Below are 24,025 nucleotides of genomic sequence, written 5' to 3' on the forward strand. Positions count from 1 at the left end.
TTAGAAGCGATGAGTTATGAAGGAGGTAAGAAGATGTCCACACCACAGCAGAAAGAGCTCAAGAAGCAACCTCAGTTCGCTCGAGGGGGTAAGGAATCGCGGTACTCAGCCGGCATTAGGCTGTTGATCCAGCGTTTTGAGAGCCTACGCGACCTGATAGACCGGGTCGTGGGGTCTTCGTCCTCCCGTACCGCAATAACGGCTTTCATACTCGTCATCACTTTTTTCTCAATCATGCTCTCCCTGCCCATCGCTTCTCAGGATGGGCACCGGGTAGAGCTTCAGCACGCCGTATTCACTGCTACTAGCGCCGTGACCGTTACCGGCCTTACTACGGTATCCACCGCTGAACAGTGGACCTTCTTCGGACAACTCATGATCCTGCTGGGATCCCAAATTGGCGGGCTGGGCACCCTGACACTGACCTCAATCCTAGCGCTCGCTGTTGGTAGAAAATTAGGGTTGCGGTCAAGAATCATCACGCAGGAGTCAATGAATATCGGGCGACTGGGTGAAGTAGGCTCCGTGCTGCGCACTGTTGCCGTTACCTCAATCGTTATTGAGGGCACCATTGCGCTGGTCTTAATACCCCGATTTCTCCTGCTGGGTGAGTCGCTGGGTCAGGGTATTTGGCACGGCATCTTCTACGCCGTCTCTTCCTTCAATAACGCCGGATTCACCCCCCACTCAGACGGAATTGTGCCCTACGGCCATGACCTGTGGATTCTTATACCCATCTCTCTTGGCGTCGTTATCGGCTCGGTGGGCTTCCCCGTCATTCTGGTCCTCCAACAAAACCTGGCAGTTTTTAGCCGATGGAACCTCAACGCCAAACTCACCGTCATTGGCACCCTGGTACTCTTTGTCGCTGGCTCCTTCGCCTGGGGAGCATTGGAATGGAACAACAACAAAACCATTGGCGAACTGAGCGTCGCCGACAAGGTTCTGAACGCAACCTTTGCCTCCATCATGACGCGCTCCGGTGGCTTCAACCTCGTTGATATGAACGATATCAACCCGGTCACCGCGCTACTGACCGCCCTGCTGATGTTTATCGGCGGCGGCTCAGCATCTACTGCCGGTGGCATCAAAATCACCACTATTACTGTGGTCTTCCTCGCCATTCTGGCAGAGGCCCGCGGTGATCAGTTTGTGGTTGCCTTCGGAAGAACCATCCCGGACACCGTTCTACGTATCGCTATTTCGGTCATTATGATGAGCGCAACCTTCGTCTTCATCGGCACAGCAGCAATTATGCTCATGAGTGGAGCATCACTTCAACGTTCTCTGTTCGAAGTAATTTCGGCCTACGCAACCTGCGGCCTGTCCACCGGACTCTCCGCCGAGTTACCTCACAGCGGTGTATACCTACTCTCCATCCTCATGCTCATCGGCCGCGTCGGCACCATCACCGTTGCGACGGGGCTTGCCATGCGTTCTCGCCGCAGGCTCTACAAGTTCCCAGAAGAGAGGCCCATCATTGGCTAGAAAAGACCCTCAGCACTCTCACAGCGCCCCCGTGCTCGTTATCGGGCTTGGACGCTTTGGTACAGCCACAGCAGCGCAACTTGTACGCCAGAACCAAGAGGTTCTCGCTATAGAAAAAGACCCCGCCCTCGTGCAAAAGTGGTCCGGGGACCTGACCCATATTGTTGAGGCTGACGCCACCGACATGAATGCACTAAGACAACTGGGGGCGCACGAGTTCACCGCCGCAGTAGTTGGCGTTGGAACCTCGGTGGAGGCTTCTGTTTTGATTACTGCAAACCTGGTGGATTTAGGCATTGAACGAATCTGGGCTAAGGCCATAACACCCTCTCACGGAAAAATCCTTTCCCGTATTGGTGCACACAAGGTGGTCTACCCTGAGTCGGATGCTGGCGCTCGTGTGGCCCACCTTCTTTCGGGGAGGCTGCTAGATTTCATCGAATTAGATGATGATTTTGCCATCGTCAAAATGTACCCACCCAAGGAGACTCATGGGTTCACCCTGGCAGAATCTGATGTGCGTTCTAAATACGGCGTGACCATTGTGGGGGTCAAATCTCCCGGCGAAGAAATTACCTACGCGACCCCCGAAACCCGCGTCTCATCAAGGGATTTGTTGATTGTTTCTGGTCAGGTTGATTTGATTGAGCGCTTTGCATCAAGACCCTAATTGAACTCTACGAGACTTGTTCATAAGTCCCACACCCACTAATAAAACAACGGCCCCACCAATGGCACAATGAGAGTAAAATCTTCAACCAAATAACCTCAAGCCAGACGGAAAGACCCGTTACAAGACCAGCGCACCACAGCGCAATTCACCACGCTACTCACAGCCCTCACCCCTCATATCACCTGAAGCAAACCAGAGGCAGGACATCTGCGGTTGTGAGGGTGGTGAACAGGTTCGCCACTTCACGCCCGGCGGGGGTGTTTTCAGTGGGGTAGAGGTGGTGTTTTATAGTGCTGGGAGGACTTTTGAATAAGCTTCTATATATAGCAAGTAACGGAATGGTAACTGACCATTCACTGCGCAACCGGTAACTTTCATTAAAAATTAAAATATTTATCTATGTTAAGTTTTTGACCAATTTTTTGAATGTTAGTATGCGATTTTGCCCTATATGCCATATAGTTATAACTACCTCTAAAGGTGCGAGTGATTACTGAACGGTCCGCGAACCCGTTCAAGTAGCTCGAAGCCAGGGCAGACTGACGGTTCCCCCTTAATTCCGTCTGGCCCCGGTAGAGAGCACTCCTCTGTTTCTGATTTCTTTCAGAAACAAGGAACTGAAGGCCAAGCCGATTCCCTACGGCTTGGCCTTCATCGTTTAATCTTATAGGCTCCCACGCCTCTTTCTTGTTCTAACTCCTACTCAGCCCTGGAGATTCTGGCTACCGGCTAAACTCCGCAGTCATCTCTTCATTGCGCTGGACACAGGCTCGCATGGCAGATTCTGTTAGCTCAAAGATTCCACGGTCTACAAAAGTGCTAATAGCCCGATCGGTGGTTCCCTTGGGACTGGTTACCCCTTTGCGCAGCTTCTGTGGGTTGGGGTCAGCTTCCAAGAGATAGCCAGCTCCGGCAACCGTTGCGGCAGCGAGCTCGGTAGCGGTTTTTTCATCCAGCCCTAGCTTGACCCCGGTAGCAGCCATGGTCTCCGCCAGTAGAAAGGCATAGGCAGGCCCTGAGCCAGACACCGCGGTGACAGCACCCATCTGATGTTCAGCCACTTCAACCACCTTACCGGCCGGCCCCAGCACCTGCTTTACAGCCTCCTGCTGTTCTTCAGTAACGGTCTGGCCTATCGAAACTGCCAGAACACCGCGGCCTACCTGCGAAGGCGTGTTGGGCATGCAGCGCACTGCAGGTTGCCCCTCAGGCAGAGCCTTTTCTAATGCTTCGAGCGTTATGCCAGCTGCCACCGAAACAATGATCGCATTGGGCGAAAGCACCGGTGCGATTTCGCGGGCGCGCTCCAAGATATCGTAGGGTTTAACCCCGAGCAGAATAATATCTGCACCGCGGGCTGATGTTAGATTTGCTGTGGGATCGTCTTCATTCGCCAGAACCGTGACAGATTCCGACCCCTCCCCCAGCCGGGCGCGCAATTTCTCAATACTGGCATGGGAACCCACCGTGGCGCGCACCTTAGCAGGGTCAAAGCCGGACGCCAGAAGGCCAGCCGCAATAGCACCGTTCATAGAACCTGTACCGATAAAAGCTACCGTGGTCATTAGAATCTCATCTCCTTAGTGTGAGTCAGGTTTCATTTTTTCATGCCACGGGATAACCTTCTCTGATTTCAGCTCTCAGCCACCACCCGCCGTCCTATCGAAGAAAAACCTAGCGTGCCAAATGTTCGCGGGCAAAGGCAAGTGTCTCTGCCAGCATCTCATCGCGCGCAGCCGCACCCTTAGCCTTACGAGTGGAAATTTCAGCGCACACCACTCCGTCAAAATCACTGGCTGCAATGAATTGCAGGGTTTCAGCGACCGGCTGCGAGCCGTGACCTGGCACCAGATGCTCGTCCATGACCTTGTCACCGGATCCATCTGTCAGGTGCACATGACCTAGCCGGGAACCGATGCGTTGAACGGCCTCTAGCGAGTCATCATTAGCGGCAGCAGCGTGCGAGAAATCCCAGGTCATCCAGTCATAATCAAATGCGGAGGGGTCCCAGTGCGGGGCGTACATCTCTACGGCCTTACCCTTCACTGACCAGGGGTACATGTTCTCCACCGCGATTTTGACGCCCTCTAGCTGGGAAATCTCACGAACCCCCGCTACAAAGTTCTTAGCGTAGGTTTTCTGCCATCGGAAGGGCGGGTGAGCTACCACCACATCAGCCCCCACTGCCCTGGTCATCTTAGCGGCCATCTGCATCTTGTTCCAGGCCCTGCCCCAGACCTGCTGGGTCAGCAACAGAGTAGGGGCATGGACCGCTGAAATGGGTAGCTGGTACTTTTGAATCAAATCCAGCAGGTCGTGAGGCTCCTGGCTCAGCACGTTGTGGGTAATCATAACCTCGACGCTGTCATAACCCAGCTCTAAGGCAGTTTCAAAAGTCTCTGGCACTCCCAGAGGAAAGAGGCAGGAGGTAGAGAGAGCCACTGGGACCTGTTGAGGCGTGTTTTCTCCAGCTTGGCTCTGCTCTACTGCCTGCAGATCGGCACTGTTCTGCTCGGTCATGGTTACCTCCCCGTGACGGTGTCTACACCCATTCTAGAACTTCTCACGGGCAGCAAGGCCACTGATCAATCCCTCCTCTTATCAGAATGGGACAACCATCGTGGAATAGGGAGAACTCCCGGCTAGCGGCGGGCGCCCTCAGCAATCGATTTAGGGCTAATCATATTAGCGGTGCCCTGTGTAGCAAAGTGGTTAAGGCGACGCAGAATGAGCCCCTCACGCAGTGCCCAGGGGCTCACGCGCATCACCTCAATATCAAAGACCTCCATAGCGGCCTCAGCAGCGATAGCACCGGCAAGAATCTGATGTGAGCGCATCTCAGAGACACCCGGCAAATCGACCCTGTCAGCCGGTGACATGGCCTCCATACGGCGGGACCACAGGCGCAGGTCTTCCAGACGCATCTCACGCTTGACGTGGGGGCCGGCAGAGTAGGAGGCAGCGCCACAAATACGCGCCAGGGAGCGGAAGGTCTTGGACGTTCCCACCGTCATATGGGGTTGGCCGTAGGCCAGCAAATCTTCCGCAACGGGTTCCAACACCTCGCGGGTGTACTTGCGCAGTTTCTTCACTTCTTTAGGGGTGGGTATTTCGTCACTGAACCAGTCACCGGTCAGTCGGGTGGCACCCAGCGGCACAGAAATAGCGTCATCGGGGAAAGCATTCACACCGGTAGAAAACTCAAAAGAACCACCACCGATATCAAAGTTCAGGATGCGGCCAGCACCCCAGCCCTGCCAGTGACGCACAGCGTGGTAGGTAATCGCAGCTTCCTGATCACCGGAAATTTCGGTGAGGGTCACCCCGGTCTTATTCTGCACGTACTGCAAAACAGCTGCCCCGTTAGTGGACTCACGAATAGCACTGGTGGCAAAAGCCAGCAGATCCTCGGCGTTGTTCTCAATCGCGAAATCAAGGGCGCTACCCACAAACTCGGTGAGCTTATTGCGCCCCTCATCGCTGATATTACCGTCCGCATCGATGTAGCGGACCAGCTGCAGCCCCATCTTATGGGAGGCGTAGGGCTCGGGTCGGCTGCCCGCATTACCGTCCAATAGCAGCAGGTGAACAGTATTGGATCCAACGTCTAGTACGCCCAAGCGCATGGCAACCCCCAGTGGTGAGTGAAAAAAGCTAGGTCTAGTCTACTGGTCCAGTGATCGAGTGGGCGCACATAGGCAGACATGGACGCTCGTAGTCGGGCAAGCGCCCCGCCCGAGACCGTAAGAGGGTCAGCGGGCGGGGGCTCATCTATCGGGTGTGACACCACGTAGCACGTTGCTACACGTTCAGCCCCCAGATGTTAACTAGCTTTCTTGGCCGCAGGTTTTTTAGCAGGAGCCTTCTTCGCGGTTGCTTTCTTAGCTACCGGTTTCTTGGGAGCGGACTTCTTAGCCGCAGTCTTGCGCTTCACCGGGCCCTTAGCACGCTTCTCAGCTAGCAGTTCAACCGCGCGGGTGTGCGTCAGTGACTCGATAGTCTCGCTGCGGGGTACCGTAATGTTGGTGACGCCATCGGTGATGTAGGGACCAAAGCGACCATCCTTCACCACAATCTTCTTCTCAGAAACCGGGTCAACGCCCAGCTCAGCCAGGGGTGGCTTAGCGGTGCCGCGGCCGCGCTGCTTGGGCTGCGAGTAAATCTCGAGCGCCTGTTCCAGGGTAATGTTGAAGATTTGGTCCTCGGTCTCCAGTGAGCGGGAGTCAGTACCCTTCTTCAGGTAGGGGCCGAAGCGCCCGTTCTGCGCGGTAATTTCAACACCTTCAGCGTCAGTGCCGACCACGCGGGGCAGGCTCATAAGCTTGAGGGCATCCTCAAGGGTGACGGTGGCAAGGTCCATGGACTTGAAGAGAGAGCCGGTGCGGGGCTTTTCCGCCTTGGGCTTCTTCTTGGGCTTAGCGCGGCCATTCTTGTAGTACTCGGTGGGCTGCGCTTCCATCCATGCAGCGATTTCCTCTTCGGTCATCTCGGGGATGACCTCGGTGACGTAGGGGCCATAGCGGCCATCACGTGCTACCACGGTGCGTCCGGTTTCGGGATCTGCGCCCAGTTCGCGACCGTCGTTCTTCCCCTGTTCCATAAGCTCAGCGACCTTTTCTTCAGTCAGCTCATCGGGGGCAAGATCAGCAGGCACGTTAGCGCGCACGGGGTCTTTGATTTCGCCAGTTTCGGTATCAATTTCACCGCCGGCTTCAAGATAGGGGCCGAACTTACCCACGCGCAGATTAATGCCGGGAGCTACCTCGATGGAGTTGATAGCGCGAGCATCAATATCGCCCAGGTTATCCACGATGGGTTTGAGACCGCGCGTGGCTTCGCCACCAAAGTAGAAGTTACTCAGCCAGGTGGTGCGGGACTCTTCGCCGCGGGCAATGCGGTCGAGATCCTCTTCCATCTCTGCGGTGAACTCGTAGTCTACGTACTTAGCGAAGTATTCTTCGAGCAAGCGCACCACTGAGAAGGCAACCCAGGAGGGGATCAGGGTGCCGCCGCGGTTATTGACGTAACCGCGGTCCATGATGGTTGAGATAACTGCCGCGTAAGTGGAAGGGCGGCCGATACCCAGCTCGTCCATTGCCTTGACGAGGGAGGCTTCTGTATAGCGCGGGGGCGGTGAAGTGGCGTGCTTGGCGGCTGCAATGTCGCTACCGGTCAGGCCCTGGCCTTCGGTTAGGTTGGGCAGGCGTTTATCTTCTCTACCGTCCTTGGCGTTTCCCTCTTCGCCGCGGGCTAGATCCTTACCCTCTTCGTAGGCAGCTAAGAAGCCGCGGAAGGTGATGACGGTGCCGGAGGCGGAGAACTCGGCGTCGCGCCCATCAGCTGCGGTTGCGCCCAGGCGGATGGATGCAGTGGAACCTTTAGCATCGGCCATCTGGGAGGCGACGGTGCGCTTCCAAATCAGCTCGTAGAGGCGGAACTCATCCACGCTCAGAGCATTTTTCACGGCATCCGGAGTGCGGAAGGAATCCCCTGCAGGGCGGATTGCTTCGTGTGCTTCTTGTGCGTTCTTTGACTTTGAGCTGTAGGTACGGGGGGACGCGGGTACAAATTCCGGGCCGTAGAGCTCGGTCGCCTGCTTACGCGCTGCTTTGGTGGCCTGGTCAGACAGGGCTACCGAGTCGGTGCGCATGTAGGTGATGTAACCGTTTTCGTAGAGCCGCTGAGCCACCTGCATGGTGGAGCGGGAGGAGAAACGCAGCTTACGCGCTGCCTCCTGCTGCAGGGTAGAGGTGGTAAAAGGTACGGCAGGACGACGGGTGTAGGGCTTGGTTTCAACGGAGCGGACACTAAAGGCTGCCTGCTCCAGGGCGGTTGCCAGTGAGCTGGCGGCGGCCTCATCCAGATGGGCAACCTTGCCCGCTGAAGCCGGCTTCAATTCGCCGCTATCAGCAAAATCCTTGCCGGTTGCCACGCGAGAACCGTCAACCGCTGAAAGTTTAGCCGTAAAAGCTTGATTGTCTGAGGTCGCAAAAGTACCGGTTAGATCCCAGTAGGTTGCGGAACGGAAAGCCATGCGCTCACGCTCACGCTCAACCACCAGGCGGGTTGCTACCGACTGCACGCGGCCCGCTGAGAGACCGCGGGATACCTTGCGCCACAGCACCGGCGAGAGCTCATAGCCGTAAATACGGTCCAGTACACGGCGGGTTTCCTGAGCGTCCACCAGGTCATTGTCAATTTCACGCAGGTTCTCAAAACCGCGTTCAATGGCCTCTTTGGTGATTTCGGGGAAGGTCAGACGGTAAACCGGGACCTTGGGCTTAAGCACCTCAAAAAGGTGCCAGGCGATAGCTTCACCCTCACGGTCCCCATCGGTTGCTAGGTAAAGAGCGTCAGATTCTTTGAGCAGGCGCTTGAGCTCGGTGACCTTCTTTTTCTTGTCTGAATTCACCACGTAATAGGGTGTAAAATCCTCATCAATGTTGACGGCGAACTTACCCACTGGGCCCTTTTTGAGCTCATCTGGCAGTTCTGAAGGCTGAGGCAAATCGCGGATGTGCCCCATGGAGGACTCAACAATAAAGGCATCACCAAGATAGCCGCTAATCGTTTTTACCTTCGAGGGGGATTCCACAATCAGCAGTGACCTGCCGTGTTCAGACGTAGCCTTAGTGGGCAACTGTGCTCCTTGGATTAGTGTTCAGACAGTCTTAGCGCCGTTTTTGCGCGTATACCCACAACAATAACCCACTTGCCCACCGCCGCCCACACAGCACCCGGTGTGAGGTTAGCTTGTTACTCTCCGAGCGACGGCGGGCAAGGAACCTTAGCCAACGATAAGCTCGTCGTAGTCCGGTTCATCCCCAATTTCAAACTCACGACCGGAAACCCCGGTGGGTTCTATCTCCACCCAGTTGGTTTTGTAGGTCGGTGCGAACGCTTTGAGCCTCAGCGATTCAACGGCGCTCATATCGGCTTCGCTGGTCAGCCAGTGAGCGTTTCCGCGCACCACGACCGAGCGTGCCACCCCATCAACAATCTCATCAATCTCAAAAGCTGCCTTGCGGCTAATCACCACTTCAGAGAGTTTCTGGCCAGCCGCGGTGCGGAAGTAAATCTTGCGTTCGTGCACCACGAAATTCACGGGATAGATATCAATCTCACCACCAGCTGCCAGAGCTAGCCTGCCCACCTGATGCTGATTCAATAGTTCCCAGCAACGGTCTTCATTCAGAGTTTTAATGGGATTCTCGTTCATTGCCCCAGTCTAATTCTCAGCTGTCAATCCGCAGAAAACTTTTCTCACAGAGTTCCCGAATATTACTTATTAATACGCGGCGCGGCTGGTCATCCTCCCAAGCCAGCAACGCTTCAAGTGCGCCGATAATCTGTCCGGCGGACAAATCACCGTCACATGCTGAAACGAAGCCGCTGGTTTCAGTGGTCTCCAACATCGTACGACGTAGCCCGGCACCGGCACGGAGCAAAATTACAGAAGGATGCTCTGCACCCGGCGTAGCGTGTCGCTCCTCGGTCACGTCCCCTGCGACCACCAGGTGCTGTGTCAGCAGTTGCTCATCGGTCATGGCCGTCACCGTGTCATAGTGAGCTACTGCCTCGGTGATAAAAGGGGCGATGGGCTGCTGGATGGGGTAGGTGATTTCTTCAAAGCGGTACAGGCGCTCACCGATGGGGTCCGCAGCAGGCTTACGCAACCACATCATGCCAAAGCCCACCGACTCCACTCCGCGCGCCGCGAAGTCTCGCAAGTAAGCCGTGTAGCTCTCGGTATAGGCAGCCGCATCACGGTTCTCGCTAGAATCACGTAACCAGGTCTCGGCATACTGTTCAGGGGTTAACACCTCCCGTTGGATAAACCAGGCTTCGGTCTGCTCCCCCACCCAGGCACGGGGACGCGCTGACCAATCACGCTCTTGCCCGACAGCAGCAACAGGGATTTCCCAGTTACCCAGCATCTGGGCACGCCCACCGGGGGTAAGCGCCCCGGGGAGCTGTTCCACCAGGGTAGAAACGATACCGTCGCCTGCCATACCGCCATCCCGGTAGGTGTACTGATCAGCGGCCACTTCTCCCTCACGGCGGGGAGTAATCACAAAGGGAGGGTTAGATACCACCAAGTCAAAGGTTTCGCCAGCCACCGGTTCCAGCAGATAACCCAGGCGCAGGCTCACGCGAGCCTCCACATTGTGGGGGTCAACCTGGAGCGCTTCAGCGTTGAGTAACAGATTAAAGCGGGTAAATGCCAGTGCCCTCTCGGAAATATCGGTGGCGGTCACATGCTGGGCGTGGGCGAGCAAGTGAAAGACCTGGATACCGCAGCCAGTCCCCACATCTAGAGCACGATCTACCGGGCTGCGCTCAATCAACTGTGCCAGGGTCAGCGAGGCGTGCCCGATACCCAGCACGTGGTCACGGCGCAACACGCCATCGCGCTGATGAGCACCTAAATCGCTGGCAACATAAATCTCGGTGCCATCATCAGCCGCGTGAGGCCGCAAATCCACCGTGGCAAGGACGCCGCCCGGCGTCCCTTCTGCCAACCCCAGCTCAGAAATAAGCTGCGCAGAGCCCGCGCCGAGGGCAGCATCAAGATCAGCTACCTCGCATTCCTGAGCCAGCAAAAAGAAGCTAACCACGGTCGCAAGAGCGCGGTCAGCCGTGGTGAAGCTCTCAGATGTTGCCTCCCAGCCCAGTACCTGGCCAATGCGGTAGACGCCGGGAACCACCTGATCCCGAGCCATGGCGTCGAAAGGACCGTCGCCCAGCAGCTCTTGCACACCGTCATAGGTGTAGTTCACCGATTTCAAAGCAGCGTTGAGGGTTGCGAGCGCGGCAGTGTCGGTGCTCATAGGGGCATTATCAATACGAGAAAAATCAGTCACGCCCCCATTATCTCAGGAATCAGGAGGGTTTCTTCTCTGAAGGCGCTTATCTTCTCACCTCAACCCCCGCAGAACCGCAGGAAGTGAGCGGCGGCAGGTGGCCCTGTACGGCTGGGGCAGACTGCACTAGGCTAATCCCTATGTTGTTTGCTTTCTCCGTAGCCCCCACTGGCGGGGGTGACCCCAGCGGTTCAGTGCACGATGCCGTTGCAGAAGCCGTAGAAATTGTCCGAAACTCTGGTCTGCCCCATCAGACCGATTCCATGTTCACCACCATCGAAGGTGACTGGGATGAATGCATGGCCGTCATTAAGGCAGCCACCGAAGCGGTGGGCAAGCACGGTAGCCGTGTGTCACTGGTACTCAAAGCCGATATCCGCCCCGGCCACGATTCAGGTGAGATCACGGGAAAAGTTGAGCGGCTTGAAGCAGCTCTTGCCCGCCGGGTCGAGACTTCCTAGGTGCGTATCTGGTCAGTAGCCCCCTCCCTGTTGGACGCCAAGGGTTTGGTCGCCTGCTGGCGTGAAACGCTACTGGCGCAGAAAGTTCTGCAGGGCCTCACTAAGGGATACAAAAACCACCCGCAGCTGGACCGTTTCAAGGCAAGCCCAGACCCTCTGGCTACCATTTGCGCCTACCTTCACGGTCTAGCCGATGAGGCTGACCAGCGCGGCTACAGTTTCAACCGCTCACTGATTGCCACGGAACAGGCTGAAGGGGTTGCCCCGATGGCTGTGACGCAGGGACAGGTTGATTATGAGCTGGAATTTTTGAAGCAAAAGGTAGAGGCCAGAGACCCCCAGTGGTACCTTGACCGTTTTGCCAGTCCACCGGCACAGCGCCTGCACCCCCTTTTCTATGAGGTTGCCGGCGGCATCGAGCCCTGGGAGAAACTACCACCCGCCAAGTAACCACCAGCGTCTGAGGGGCACACCACTCAAAAGGCTCCTGCACCGACTGGTGCAGGAGCCATACCTTTACTTACGCAGGAGTAGTGGCTGTCCACAGGTACATGCGGTAATTCTTGCTGGTCATCTCACCCGGCCCGTACACCTCCAGGTGGACGCCGGTAGGCACCAGCCTTTTCGAGGGCAGAAACTCAGTGTGCAGGTGTTCGAAGCCTTCTTTGATGTGTTGGGGGGTCTCACCAGCTAGTACGGCTCCTTGGACCAGAACCGTGGCGTACATAGCAGCAGGCACCATCACACCGGTCAGTCCCAGGGCAACGACGTCCTTAATTCCACCGGGCACGATAAAACCTGCGGTATAGGTGGCTCCGGCATCATCAGCATCAGGCATAATAACGCCCACTCGCTGTAATTTTTCCACCGCAGCCAGCTTTGCAGTACCGTTCTCACCCTGCTCTAGTTTTTTGTAAAGCTCCTGCCACCAATCACTAAAGACGCTCTGCTCGCTGGCAGGTGCAGTCACACCGGCTACCATAAAGGTTCCGTACTCAATCAGGGCTGTTTCAAAGGTAGAGGCAGGGCTATTCATAGACACCCACTCTAGCCCAGGGCCACTTCAAATATAGAAAAGCCCACCTGCCATAAGAACAGGTGGGCTTTCGGTCAGTTGCCGCTGAGGTTATGAGACGCTCACCGCGTCCCTCTCGGCTAGAGCTTTCTTGGCACAGTCGCCGCAGAGCAACACCAGATCGCGCTTGCCGTCTACATCCAGGTTTTCAAACTTGTTGGAGGGGGCACCGCAGTGCTCGCACTGGCCGATGGTGACGGTGTCCGGTGAGAATTCCACGTGCATGCGCTTATCGAAGATGTACATGGAGCCTTCCCAGAGACCTTTATCCCCAAATTTTTCGCCGTAACGAACAATACCGCCGTCCATCTGATAGATCTCTTTGAAGCCGCGGTTCTTCATTAGAGCAGAGAGGATTTCGCAACGGATACCGCCGGTGCAGTAGGTAACCACGGGCTTGTCTTTGAGGTCATCGTACTTTCCCGATTCGATTTCTTCGATGAAATCGTGGGTGGTACGAACATCAGGAACAATAGCGTTCTTAAACTTGCCAATCTTGGCTTCAAAAGCGTTGCGTCCGTCAAAAAAGACCACTTCGTCGCCGCGTTCTTCGACCAGCTGGTTGACCTCTTCGGGCTTGAGGTGGACGCCACCGCCCACCACGCCGTTTTCATCCACGACCAGTTCTTCGGGGATCCCGAAAGCTACAATTTCGTCGCGAGCCTTAACAGATAGACGGGGGAAGTCAGCAGCGCCGCCGTCAGACCATTTGAGTTCCAGCTTTTCAAAGCCGGGGTACTGGCGGGTGGTCTTGCCGTACTGTTTGAGGGCGTTGATGTCACCGCCCAGGGTGCCGTTGATACCGTGCTTGGAGATAATGATGCGACCGGTCAGCCCCAGTTTTTCACAGAGGGCACGTTGCCAGAGCATGACAGCCTTGGGATCGGTCACGGGTGCAAAGCAGTAATAGAGAATAATTCGTTCTTGAGCCACGCACCCATTCTACTCCCCTGCCCCCGTAGCTCCTGAAAACTAGGGCAGTCTCACCGCGATATGTGCTTACCCGAGGCACAAACTCCAAAGGCTCCTTTGGCACCAGCACCCAGTCCCCAGCCTCACGATAATTACATATTTGAATGACTCACGTGATTTTAATCTTTGACCCATATGCTGTTATGTATGGGTGGCCGCTTTATCTGGGAGTCCCTAGAACGTCGTTGTAACCCCGACGATGCCCACCTCTATAAGGGAACATCATCAGAAAAAGGGGAAACTCCATGAATACAGCAAGCTCGCATAGCGCACCTGAGCCCCCGGGCAGGTCTACCGGTCGCCCTAGCTACAGGGAGGGCAAATACCCTGTACTAGCTCTCTTCCCCTACCTCCTAGTTGCCGCCACCATCCTCGCTGCTCTCTCGGGAGCACGCCACCTGCTCTACCGTATTGCACCAGAGATGACCTGGCTTCATTCAGGAGAGCTGCACCGACTCTTGGACGTTAATGGAGAAGGCAACCTGATTGTCTGGTTCACTGCCGGCCTCTGGCTGATTCTGGGTCTTACCGCAACCGGGTTAGGCGTACTTTTAGGTGACAGGCGCATGTTCGTCCTATCAGCGGTCGGGTTTCTAGCATCAATGGATGAAACCGCATCAATCCATGAAAGTTTCAACCATGTTGGCTGGGCGCTCGCTGACCGTTGGGGGCTAACGGTGAGCACCTGGCCCTGGGTATTTTTTGGGGCACCCGTAGCGCTGGCCGTCGTGCTGATTACCGTTCCTCTTTTGCGCTCTCTGCCCACAGCCGTCAGCAAAACACTGATCATAGCTGGGCTGATATTTCTGACCGCAGTGCTTTTTCTGGAAGCAATTTCAGGTCTCTTTATGGACGGAGACATCGCCACCAACCCGGTTGCCTATGTGCTGGTTACCCACGCTGAAGAGTACCTCGAAATGGTAGCCATCTCTCTTGCTCTCTCAGCCCTGGTAGCCCTCACCCGGTGGGATAAGGAAACCCGCACCGTGCGCGCAAGAGTAGCCCTATCCCACCCTAAAGACTAACTGGCATGGGGCACTCTAGTGCCCCAGGCGGAAGCGTCGGCCGGTCACCTTCTGCGGGGTTAGTTCCACGAATTCCAGCTTTTCGGTATCCAGCCATGGGGCCAGGTTGAGCTTCTTCACCTCATCAATTTCTTGGGAGTCTGTGAGTAAGCGGGCAGTAGCAAAAACATTGACTGAGTGAGCATAATGGCCTTCAGCGCGGTCGAACTGCACCGTAACTTTCTCTTCAAGAATCAGTTGGGTTAGTTTGGAGCCGGCTGCTGTGCGGAAATAAATCTTTTCCCTATTAGTCACGATGTTAAGAGGGGTGATGTGTACAAAACCGTCTTCGCCCAGTGTTCCCAGACGGGCAAACCTGGTGCTCTCGATAAGCTCCCACACCTGCTCATCATCGAGCACGGTGATCGCCGGTTCCCTCTCAGCGGGCTGATTCTGGTCTTGAATGTTCATTGGAATACTCATATTCCCATTATCACGCACCTTATTGCCTAAGTCACAGAAGGGGCGTTTTATTTCAGCGGCTAGGCCCATTGCTCAGCATCAGTTCCCCAGGTGAAGGGAATGATTGTTTGTTGCCAGCAACGGCGCTCTGCGATCAGGGGTGATAATGGGAGGTATGTCTGTTCCAACTCCCGCACCCGGTGACGTGCCAGTTACCCCTAGCTCAGCCTCCAGCGCTCACCCGGTGGATGCCGCCCCGGTTGCGATGCGGGAGATGCTGCAGAGACTGGGGTACGGTAGCCACCCGCCTCAAATCACGCATGTGCAGACCTTAACAGCCCAAGAAGCTGTTACCTCCCCCTGGCCCAAGTGGGCGCACCCCCGCGTCGTAGAAGCCTACCAATTCCTGGGCGTTGACCAGCCTTACCGGCACCAGGTTGAGGCCGCAGATGCCGCCCACAGTTCACCGGGCAACCAGCACGTCATTCTTGCCACCGGCACGGCTTCGGGCAAATCCCTTGCCTACCAGCTACCGGCGCTAGATGCTATTTACCGAGGGGAAATCGGCGAGGGCGGAGCAGGCTTTATTTCTGGCAGGGCAACGGCTCTCTACCTCTCCCCCACCAAAGCTCTAGCTGCCGACCAGCTAGCATCACTGCGCTCCCTAAACCTGCCCGGCGTGGTGCCTGAAACCTACGATGGCGACACTCCTAGCGCTGACCGACGCTTTATTCGTGAGCGCGCCAACCTGGTGCTCTGTAACCCAGATATGCTGCACCACGCTATCTTGCCCAACCACGGTCACTGGTCAGTTTTTCTGCGCAAGCTGCGCTATGTGATTATTGACGAGGCACACAGCTACCGCGGTGTGTTCGGTGCCCACGTGGCGGTACTCCTACGGCGCCTGCGCAGAATCTGCCGGCACTACGGTGTCAGCCCGGTTTTTATTGGTGCCTCTGCCACCAGTGCTGAGCCAGCCGCATCCTTCAGCCGCTTAATTGGTTCTCGGCCGGAGGCAGTCACCGCCGTTACCGAGAGCACGGCTCCGCGGGGTGCTACCCATGTGGTGCTCTGGGAACCTGAGTTTGACCAGAACCAGCAGGTGACTGACCGGCTATCCGCAAGTCGGGGTACGGGCCTCTCCCCCGGAGGAAGCAGTGGCGGTGAAAACGGGGCTCCCGTGCGCAAGTCTGTCATCACTCAAACCGCCGAGATGCTGACAGACCTGGTGATTGACCGAACCCGCACCATCGCCTTCATCAAATCGAGGCGCGGGGCAGAAGCTATTGCCCAAACCGCCGGGCGCTTCCTAGATGAAGTCGAGCCCGGCCTATCATCCAGGGTGAGTGCCTACCGTGCAGGCTACCTGCCCGAAGAACGCCGAGACCTAGAACGTACCCTGCGCAGCGGGCAGATGCTGGGGGTGGCATCAACATCGGCTCTAGAACTGGGAATCGATATTGCTGGGCTGGACGCCGTGCTGGTGGCCGGCTGGCCAGGCACCCGGGCCTCCTTCTTCCAACAGATTGGACGCGCTGGCCGCGCTGGGCAAGATAGTTTCGCGGTGCTGGTTGCCAGCGAAGACCCGCTGGATACCTATCTGGTGCACCACCCGGCTGACATTTTTGAGAACGGAGTTGAAAAGACAGTCTTTGACCCTGAGAACCCCTATGTTCTCAGCCCCCACCTCTGCGCCGCTGCCGCCGAGCTGCCCCTGCGCCCAGAAGAGCTGATTGTTTTCGGCGCCACCGCCCCCAGGCTTCTGGAAAAGTTGGTAGAACAGGGCTACCTGCGCCGCCGCCCCACCGGCTGGTTTTGGACCCACCCAGAATCCGCGTCCGCCCTGGTCTCGCTGCGCGGCGGCAGTTCGCCGCTACAAATTATTGAGGTAGAAACCGGCGCTGTGGTGGGCACGATGGACGGCGGTTCAGCTCACGCACAAGGACACCCCGGGGCTATCTACACTCACCAGGGTGAAACTTTTTTGGTGGAAGACCTCGATGAAGAAAACCGGGTCATTGCCGTCAGCCGAGCCACCCCCGACTACTACACGCAAGCACGGGACATCACCGAAGTCACTGTACTGGCCACCGATCAGACGGTGGAGCAGGGGCCGGTAACCATGAACTTTGGGTCGGTGCGGGTGCGCTCCCAGGTGGTGGGTTATCAGCGCAAATCGCTGATTGGCCAACAAGTGCTGGGCGACGAACCCCTGGATTTAGAGCCTCAAAGCCTCAACACCCGCGCTATTTGGTGGACCATCCCTGCCACAGTTCTGCATTCAGCTGGGATTCACGAACGCGAGGTACCCGGTGCCCTCCACGCCGCCGAACACGCCGCCATCGGCTTATTACCCCTCACCGCTACTTGCGACCGATGGGATATTGGAGGGCTTTCTACTGCCCTGCACGTTGACACCGAGCAGCCCACCATCTTTGTTTATGACGGTCACCCGGGTGGAGCAGGTTTTGCCGAACGCGGTTTCGAGGCAGCCGAGCACTGGCTGCGAGCTACCCTTGACACCATTCTGGCCTGCGAATGCGAGAGTGGCTGCCCCTCCTGCGTCCAGAGCCCCAAGTGCGGCAACCGCAACGAGCCTCTAGAGAAGACCGCAGCAGCCCGGTTGCTGGGAGCTCTCTTGGTTCATGCCGGGGCAGTGTCGGAGGACGAGAACAGAGCCCTCCTCAAGCCCTTGAATCAAAGGGAAGTCGATGCAGGGCGAGCGCCGCAACCGATGGTCTCAGCAGTTGAAGCGCTGACCGGTCAGCACAGTAGTGAGGCACCCTTCTAGCCCTCCGGCTTTCTCGCGGGCCAGCTGAAAGAGTTAGCCAAGGTAGGCTGCTGTAATCTTGGGTGGGCTAGGAACCCTTGTCTACTAGCACGGCAGGAGGCCCAGCACGTGAAAGACTTTCAGCCGACCCCAAGAAAGCGAACGGCCCTTCTATAGGAATCGTTACACGGACATCCACCGTTCCGCTCAGCTCCGAAGGAAGAGCGCAGCCAGCCAGACTAGCCCCATTGCGCCCCGCCACAGCGGCCGCTACGGTGCAGGGTTGCCCACTGCTTAAACCTCGGGCAGCGTCGGCTCCAGCGAGGGCTGCCAAGTCAGCAGCGGTAGCGGCTCGATAATTAGCACTTACGACACCGACCAACCCTGCCATGGTCAGCCCTAGAACTAATAGCACGCAGACCAACCCCAAAGATGTCACGGTATTACTGCCCCGCTCGGCATCCTCACGGGGCAGACAGAAGCTTGGCTGCCGCATGCTCACTGCCCACCACTTTCAGTGAGCGCTTGAGCATCAGCGACCAGTTGCCAGTCGGTGAGCCGACCAATTAGCCCCGGCGCAGTACGACTAGCTTCAACCCGAGTGAATTCCCCACTGGTGCTCACCGATACGTCTGCCCGAGGCTCAATTTCCTGGACGATGCGGGTGACCGTCTCAGTGCCCTCACCGCGAGCAGCGGCTCGGGCTCCTAGCCGGGCGCCCTCTTCAAGGCGGAGTTGCACGATGCCCAGGGCTGCGGCACCCAGTATCAGACCCAGCACGAACACCACTGCGGGTAGGGTAACCGCAAATTCAGCGGTCACAGAACCCCGCTGTCGGCACCTGCCCCTCCGCTCCAGAAGAGCGCAGGGCCAGATGCCACCGGCGAGAGGCCGTGGGTGAGGTTTAGGCTCCGGTCGAGAGCGCATTGCGCACAATCCCTAGAAGGAGCTCACGTACCTCATCAGACTTCAGGATTACTACCAGCAGACCGGCAAAGCCAACTGCTGCTAGCATGACGATGCCGTACTCAGCGGTGGTTGCGCCGGCTTCTGGGTCATCCAAAGAGGTTACTAGCTCCCCGGTAAGAGCTGGGGCGGTGAGGGCTTGTTCTCCCCAATCCTCAGCAGAGGCCAGTGGGTGAGAGGGTGTAGTTGTAGGGTACGACATGGTGCCGTCCTTTCAGGTCGGAGGGTGAGTGTTAGCCCGCTGCGGGACGAAAGGGTAAGAGGAAAAGAATGGAAAAGGAATTCACCACCTCAGCGGGCTACTGTCAGTTTCATTCAGGTCACCGACGGCGACCAGGGCTGAGGGAAGCTGTGGAAAATCTGCTCACATTACTTCCTTCACCCCGGTGGGGCTGCCAGGTAATGGGTGAAAGTATGAAGCTACTGTGACCAAAAAAATCTACTGGGTTTAGAGTCTGTGTACACGCCTTTTAGAGCAGGGAGGGAATCATAGAAATCAGAACAGGCACCACACCCAGGCAGATAAAGGCAGGCAAGGAACAGAGCCCCAGCGGCACCACCAGCTGTACGCCCAGCCTGGCAGCCGCTTTTTCTAAGGAACGTTGACGGTGCCGACGCTTCCGGTCGGCCAGAATACGCAGGAAATCGGCACTGGGCGCACCGGTTTCTAGACTCAGCCCCAGGGCTGAGTGAACACCGGTCAAAGGTATAGGCACGGTCTCGCCCCAGGCCTGGGCCCAGGTGGCACCGGCATCCATCTTTAGCACCACCCCGCCCAGAAAAAGGCGGTAGCGCCCGCCATCCAACTGCCCCAAGTGATGTAGTAAGGCACGCACAGGTAACCCGGCAGCCAACATAGATGCGGCTAAATCCAGGTAGAGGGCTGCGTCCAAAGCGGCACCAGGGGCAGCGTCAGACGCTGAACCAGGCGCCGGGCTAGCGCCGGCAGCAGGCTCTTGCGGCTGAGCCCGGCGGGTGTCCCTGCGCTTCAAGAGCCACAGCAAAAAGGATGCAACCAGCGCAAAAGAGCTAGCCGCTAGCACCAGCACCTCCACTAGAGCTCCCCTTTTTCTGCGCGGCGGATGAGGCGAGCCGTCCAGCGGCTACCCACCAGGGCAAGTGCAAGGCCAACGCAGCAGATCAGAGCGCCCAGCACCGAACCGAAGAGGACGCCGAGCGGGTCTGCCCCCATGACGAGACCCAAGCCCAGCCCCAACAGGGGCAGCCAGGAGAGAATGCGGCCTGTTGCCTTAGGTCCGCCCATGGCAGCCTCTCTCATCTGCAAGAGGTCAATATCGTTTTCCAAATACCGGGCGAATCGTTCCAACACCTCAGCAAGGGGGGCACCGGTGCGCTCGCTGACCTGCCAGCAGGCCGCTAGGCTGAGGGCTCGTTCAAGAGAGGTGGGGCGAGCCAGCGTCTGGACGCTGTGTAAGCAGGCCTGCGATACTGGGGCCCCTCTTTCTGCGGCAAGTAGGCAGGAGCTGAGAAGATGGTACAGGTCTCCGACTGCAACTAAAAGCCCGGTTGCCTCCCTATCCCAACGGGCCAGCAACCCCTGAGGCTGCTGCTCAAGGTGACGCTGACGCCCTGCTACTTCTTCAGTAGCTTTTGCCAGTGCAAAGGCTGGACTTACCCCAGCTTTGAGCAATGCTGCTAGATGCCACATGAGATCTGGCCAAAGTTCGAGTTCATCTATTCCCGGGCGGGCGGTGCGGCGGGGAGGCAGGTGTGTCACGAGCTATCACCCACAGCACCCTGGACTGCTTGACGCAGTTGTTCTCCCGCCTGTAGCCAGGCAAGATAGGATCCCCGGCGCCCTGCCTCGACACGGCATACCGGCCGGACCACCAAGGTCCCAGACTGCTGGCTCAGGCTGGCAATCTCCCGCACCTGGCGCTGACCGCTACTCCTATCAATATGAATGATGTAGTCCAGGGCGGTAGCGGCTTGCAAAGTCACCGCCCGTTCGCTCAGACCGGCGAGTGCACCCATAGCGTACAGACGGGCAGGTACCGCCTCGGTAGAGTTAGCGTGCACGGTGCCGCCAGTGCCTGAGTGGCCGGTGTTCATGGCCGAGAGCATATCTGCAATTTCGGCACCGCGGCACTCTCCCACTATCAGGCGGGTGGGGCGCATACGCAAGGCAGCTTGGATGAGCTCAGAGAGACGGACCTCTCCCCTGCCCTCGGTGTTCGCCTCACGCGCCTGCAGACTCACGGTGTGCGGGTGATCTGGGGCGAGTTCAGAGGTATCCTCAACTAGTAGCAGCCGCTCGTCCGCACCACAGGTTGCCAGCAGGGCAGAAAGCAGGGTGGTTTTGCCGCTGCCAGTGCCCCCACTGATCAGAAAGTTAGCGCGCTGCCGCACCAAGTAGGCAAGTACGCGGCCAGTTTCCTCACTTAACATACCCCGTTCTTGCAGGTCAGCCAGGGTAGGGGTGCCGGTAGCGCGCAGGCGGATAGAGAGCAGGGTGCCGCCCCGGCTGAGTGGTGGTAGCACAGCGTGCACGCGCAATCCATTTTCTGTTTGGACATCAGCGATGGGGTGGGAGTCATCCAGCCTGCCACCGGCAGCGCTGAGCAGACGGGTAGCGAGGGCACGACCTTCCTCCTCATCGGTAAGGGAAATATCTGAGCGTTGCAATAGCCCCGCCGCCTCGTACCAAACCTCGGTTCCGTTGAGAAAAATATCGCTCAGCTGAGGGATATCCAGCAGAGGGTCAAGGGGGCCCAGCCCGGTTAGCTCTGCTCTGAGGCGGCGCTGGGCAGAGTCTTCTTCTACCGGAGTCAAAGGGACGTCAATAGCGTCCAAAAGGCCGCGTAAATTTACCGGGTCTGCGGGGTTCAGCAGTCGGTCATCAGGCACCTGGCTGCGCCTGCTCTTTGGCGTCATAGGTTTCTGAGTCTTTGGCTCTACCTCCGGGTGCACCGAGTTAGAGGCGGGCCCAGCAGGCCCTTTTACCTCTACTTTAAGGGGCCGGAAATCAGTGATGGTACCGGCAAGAGCAGCCACGGTATGGGGACGCGGGGCCCTAACCGGTGCGGGCAGGGTGGGTTGCTCCGGAGCACTGGGGTGCGCGGAAACGTTAGGCTGTGTGGTGGTGCCAGAGCGCTGCACATCGCTGGCACCTACCTCTTCGGCTGGCAACTCAAAGAAGCGGCTGCGGGCCTTACGCACTGATAGTTCAATACGATCTTCGGCTGAGGTCGCGGCAATGGTCTGCTGAGGGGAAGGGCCTTCACCCGAAGAACCTGGTTCCCTTGCTCTGCCCAGTTTCGGGGTGCCCTTCCGTGCCAGTTGGTAGAGCTGCGGTAGCTGATCTGTATCCATCTGCTGACCTTCAGCGTCTTGCTCGATAGCTGACGGTTGGCTTGTGTGGCGCATGACTGTCCTTAAGCGTCCCGGGCGAATTCCTTTTCTGCCCTCTTTGTGCCACAGGAGTTGTGACCTGTCTACACCTGCGGCTAGAAAAACAGGAATAATAGAAGAATGTATATTGTGCTCGGGCCCGCAGACACCTCTACCGGGGAGAACCTCGGTGGGGCAGTTGATGCGCTCTGGGAGGCCATCACACTCAATGACACCGGCTCTGGCACTCACCGCACCTTTCCTCTGGGAAAAATAGCGGACTTTGTGCAAACGGTTGAAAAGCACAACACCCACCGCACCATCCGTTGGACCTGGGCAGATGCCCGAACGGTCATGCCCATGCTCTTGCAGGCCGGTGCCAGCCCCAGCAGTTGCCACGATTTGCGCCTGGTTCAGCGCCTTTTAGTGACCGCAGCATCCAGAGCCCAAAACGGCATCAGCTTCACCCCGGTACTAGAGCTGGGCAAGGAAGCTCAGCCAGCCGGAACCCTACCGGCTCGCCGCCAGATTGAGGGTCAAGAGTCCCTCTTTGATGCCCCGCCCATAACCGCCAGCCGTGACGAACAGGAACCTGCCCCCACAGCCTCCCTGCTTCTCGAAGAATTGCAGGCCCAGCTCACCACCATCAAAACGGCCCCTTACCCTGGCAGATTAGGCCTACTAGCAGCCACCGAATCCCAGGGCGGCATTATTGCCGCAGAAATGAAGCACTATGGGATGCCCTGGAACCGGGCTATCCATGAAAAAATCTTAGAGCACCAGCTCGGTGCCCGCCCGGCAGGCTATCAGCGCCCCTACAAGCTCGAACAGTTAGCTGCCCGTCTGCGCGAAGAATTGGGGGCGCCTCACCTCAACCCCGACTCCCCTCATGAGGTGTTGCGAGCACTTCAGTCCGCGGGCTTCTCGGTCACCAGCACTCGCAAGTGGGAGCTCACTGAATGGGCGAATTCCGCCCCGCACCTGTGCGAATCCCGCTGGCAGGTGGTACGCCCCCTGCTGGAGTATAAACGCCTGGCAAGGCTCTATACCGCTAATGGCTGGGCATGGCTGGACGCCTGGGTAACGGACAACCGCTTTCATCCTGCTTATGAGGTGGCGAGCGCCGCTACTGGCAGGTGGGGTGCCCACGGGGGCGGTGCCATGCAGATCCCTAAGGACGTTCGTGCCGCCGTGCACGCCGAAGAAGGCATGCTGCTTACCGTGGCAGATGCCGCCCAAATCGAACCCCGTATTCTGGCGGTTATGAGTGGGGACCGAGCTCTAGCTGTAGCAGGCCGCGACACCGACCTCTACCTGGGTATCGCAGAAATCGGCAAACGTACCGGCAGCGCTCTGGCAGACCGCTCCCACGCCAAAATTGCCCTGCTAGCTGCCATGTACGGTGCCACCACCGGTGAGGGAGGGCAGCTCATGCCCCACCTCAAAAAGCTCTTCCCCCAAGCCATCGGTTTCACTGAAAAGGCAGCAGAAATTGGGTTGCGTGGCGGTCAGGTCACTACCTTCTTAGGGAGGACGTCCCCCGCCCCATCCCACGCCTGGTTTGAGGCTCAGCGCGAACGATCCTCAGCAGAAAAAGAGCGAGCTGCTGCAACGGCCGCCCGTTCCCACAGCCGCTTCACCCGTAACTTCGTCATTCAGGGCACCGCCGCTGAATGGGCGGTGATTTGGATGGCGCAGATTCGCCGCCGCCTGCGCACCGAACGGCGCTTCGGCCACCGTCTACAGTCTCGCCTGGTCTACTTCTTACACGATGAAATCATGATTTACGGCCCGCAGAACGAGGCGGCACTGTGCGCCATGATTGTACGAGAAAGCGCCCAGGCCGCCGCTGAACTAATTTTCGGACCCACCGACGTTGAATTCCCGGTGACCGTAGTAACCACCGACGACTACTCCCAGGCCAAATAAGAAGAGGGGG

22 protein-coding genes are annotated in these 24,025 nt (G+C 57.6%); 7 read left to right on the top strand and 15 right to left on the bottom strand.

Annotation, left to right across the window (positions count from 1 at the left end):
* The first annotated feature begins 33 nt into the window (after positions 1-33).
* Both VVR27_RS00895 and VVR27_RS00900 read left to right on the top strand, forming a co-directional pair.
* Positions 34-1,488 (top strand): TrkH family potassium uptake protein, encoded by a 1,455-nt coding sequence (locus VVR27_RS00895; RefSeq protein ID WP_368546663.1) that lies wholly within the window; start codon positions 34-36, stop codon positions 1,486-1,488.
* Positions 1,481-2,158, top strand: coding sequence for a TrkA family potassium uptake protein (locus VVR27_RS00900; protein ID WP_368546664.1), 678 nt, complete (start codon positions 1,481-1,483; stop codon positions 2,156-2,158). Before VVR27_RS00895 ends, VVR27_RS00900 begins: the two co-directional genes overlap by 8 nt.
* Before the next feature lie 725 nt (positions 2,159-2,883).
* On the opposite strand, the gene proC is transcribed toward VVR27_RS00900, so the two are convergent.
* The 6 genes from proC to VVR27_RS00930 form a co-directional block, all read right to left on the bottom strand.
* The gene (gene proC / locus VVR27_RS00905) at positions 2,884-3,726 is read right to left on the bottom strand and encodes a pyrroline-5-carboxylate reductase (protein WP_368546665.1); all 843 of its coding nucleotides are present in this window, start codon (positions 3,724-3,726) and stop codon (positions 2,884-2,886) included.
* A gap of 109 nt (positions 3,727-3,835) precedes the next feature.
* Complete coding sequence (locus tag VVR27_RS00910) at positions 3,836-4,681, bottom strand: sugar phosphate isomerase/epimerase family protein (RefSeq protein WP_368546666.1); 846 nt, start codon at positions 4,679-4,681, stop codon at positions 3,836-3,838.
* Positions 4,682-4,803: 122 nt separating this feature from the next.
* Positions 4,804-5,787, bottom strand: a complete 984-nt coding sequence (locus VVR27_RS00915; protein ID WP_368546667.1) for a Ppx/GppA family phosphatase — start codon at positions 5,785-5,787, stop codon at positions 4,804-4,806.
* A gap of 197 nt (positions 5,788-5,984) precedes the next feature.
* On the bottom strand, positions 5,985-8,801 hold the full coding sequence (topA, locus tag VVR27_RS00920; protein WP_368546668.1) for a type I DNA topoisomerase: 2,817 nt from the start codon (positions 8,799-8,801) through the stop codon (positions 5,985-5,987).
* Between the two features lie 147 nt (positions 8,802-8,948).
* On the bottom strand, positions 8,949-9,380 hold the full coding sequence (locus VVR27_RS00925; RefSeq protein WP_251379341.1) for a pyridoxamine 5'-phosphate oxidase family protein: 432 nt from the start codon (positions 9,378-9,380) through the stop codon (positions 8,949-8,951).
* A gap of 16 nt (positions 9,381-9,396) precedes the next feature.
* On the bottom strand, positions 9,397-10,992 hold the full coding sequence (locus tag VVR27_RS00930) for a methyltransferase (RefSeq protein ID WP_368546873.1): 1,596 nt from the start codon (positions 10,990-10,992) through the stop codon (positions 9,397-9,399).
* Between the two features lie 173 nt (positions 10,993-11,165).
* On the opposite strand from VVR27_RS00930, the gene VVR27_RS00935 reads away from it, so the two are divergent.
* Positions 11,166-11,486, top strand: coding sequence for an MTH1187 family thiamine-binding protein (locus VVR27_RS00935; protein ID WP_368546669.1), 321 nt, complete (start codon positions 11,166-11,168; stop codon positions 11,484-11,486).
* The gene (locus VVR27_RS00940; RefSeq protein WP_368546670.1) at positions 11,487-11,936 is read left to right on the top strand and encodes a pyrimidine dimer DNA glycosylase/endonuclease V; all 450 of its coding nucleotides are present in this window, start codon (positions 11,487-11,489) and stop codon (positions 11,934-11,936) included.
* A gap of 70 nt (positions 11,937-12,006) precedes the next feature.
* On the opposite strand, the gene VVR27_RS00945 is transcribed toward VVR27_RS00940, so the two are convergent.
* Both VVR27_RS00945 and VVR27_RS00950 read right to left on the bottom strand, forming a co-directional pair.
* Positions 12,007-12,522 carry a GyrI-like domain-containing protein gene (locus VVR27_RS00945; RefSeq protein ID WP_368546671.1) on the bottom strand — a complete coding sequence of 172 codons (516 nt, stop codon included), beginning with the start codon at positions 12,520-12,522 and terminating at the stop codon, positions 12,007-12,009.
* 90 nt (positions 12,523-12,612) lie between these two features.
* Positions 12,613-13,494 carry a rhodanese-related sulfurtransferase gene (locus VVR27_RS00950; RefSeq protein ID WP_368546672.1) on the bottom strand — a complete coding sequence of 294 codons (882 nt, stop codon included), beginning with the start codon at positions 13,492-13,494 and terminating at the stop codon, positions 12,613-12,615.
* Positions 13,495-13,778: 284 nt separating this feature from the next.
* Between VVR27_RS00950 and VVR27_RS00955 the strand changes: the two genes are divergently transcribed.
* Positions 13,779-14,558, top strand: a complete 780-nt coding sequence (locus VVR27_RS00955) for a hypothetical protein (protein ID WP_368546673.1) — start codon at positions 13,779-13,781, stop codon at positions 14,556-14,558.
* A 15-nt stretch (positions 14,559-14,573) separates the two neighbouring features.
* Here VVR27_RS00955 and VVR27_RS00960 read toward each other — a convergent pair whose 3' ends face one another.
* Positions 14,574-15,020, bottom strand: a complete 447-nt coding sequence (locus tag VVR27_RS00960) for a pyridoxamine 5'-phosphate oxidase family protein (RefSeq protein ID WP_368546674.1) — start codon at positions 15,018-15,020, stop codon at positions 14,574-14,576.
* Positions 15,021-15,264: 244 nt separating this feature from the next.
* Here VVR27_RS00960 and VVR27_RS00965 point away from each other — a divergent pair, with 244 nt between their 5' ends.
* Positions 15,265-17,790, top strand: coding sequence for a DEAD/DEAH box helicase (locus tag VVR27_RS00965; protein WP_368546874.1), 2,526 nt, complete (start codon positions 15,265-15,267; stop codon positions 17,788-17,790).
* Positions 17,791-17,857: 67 nt separating this feature from the next.
* Here the strand turns inward: VVR27_RS00965 and VVR27_RS00970 are convergent, their stop codons facing one another.
* The 6 genes from VVR27_RS00970 to VVR27_RS00995 all read right to left on the bottom strand — a co-directional run bounded on the left by VVR27_RS00970 (position 17,858) and on the right by VVR27_RS00995 (position 22,122).
* Positions 17,858-18,265: an Rv3654c family TadE-like protein gene (locus VVR27_RS00970; RefSeq protein ID WP_368546675.1), complete on the bottom strand. Its 408-nt coding sequence runs from the start codon at positions 18,263-18,265 to the stop codon at positions 17,858-17,860.
* Positions 18,266-18,267: 2 nt separating this feature from the next.
* A complete protein-coding gene (locus VVR27_RS00975; RefSeq protein WP_346872456.1) occupies positions 18,268-18,591 on the bottom strand; it encodes a TadE family type IV pilus minor pilin in 324 nt (107 codons plus the stop codon).
* 82 nt (positions 18,592-18,673) lie between these two features.
* A complete protein-coding gene (locus VVR27_RS00980; RefSeq protein ID WP_346872457.1) occupies positions 18,674-18,937 on the bottom strand; it encodes a DUF4244 domain-containing protein in 264 nt (87 codons plus the stop codon).
* Positions 18,938-19,205: 268 nt separating this feature from the next.
* Complete coding sequence (locus VVR27_RS00985; protein WP_368546676.1) at positions 19,206-19,790, bottom strand: type II secretion system F family protein; 585 nt, start codon at positions 19,788-19,790, stop codon at positions 19,206-19,208.
* Positions 19,790-20,473 carry a type II secretion system F family protein gene (locus tag VVR27_RS00990; RefSeq protein ID WP_368546677.1) on the bottom strand — a complete coding sequence of 228 codons (684 nt, stop codon included), beginning with the start codon at positions 20,471-20,473 and terminating at the stop codon, positions 19,790-19,792. Before VVR27_RS00990 ends, VVR27_RS00985 begins: the two co-directional genes overlap by 1 nt.
* The gene (locus tag VVR27_RS00995; protein WP_368546678.1) at positions 20,470-22,122 is read right to left on the bottom strand and encodes a TadA family conjugal transfer-associated ATPase; all 1,653 of its coding nucleotides are present in this window, start codon (positions 22,120-22,122) and stop codon (positions 20,470-20,472) included. Before VVR27_RS00995 ends, VVR27_RS00990 begins: the two co-directional genes overlap by 4 nt.
* A gap of 105 nt (positions 22,123-22,227) precedes the next feature.
* Between VVR27_RS00995 and VVR27_RS01000 the strand changes: the two genes are divergently transcribed.
* A complete protein-coding gene (locus VVR27_RS01000) occupies positions 22,228-24,015 on the top strand; it encodes a bifunctional 3'-5' exonuclease/DNA polymerase (protein WP_409349911.1) in 1,788 nt (595 codons plus the stop codon).
* Positions 24,016-24,025 lie beyond the last annotated feature (10 nt).

The sequence above is a fragment of the Rothia sp. LK2492 genome (assembly GCF_040946345.1).
Lineage (GTDB): Bacteria > Actinomycetota > Actinomycetes > Actinomycetales > Micrococcaceae > Rothia > Rothia endophytica.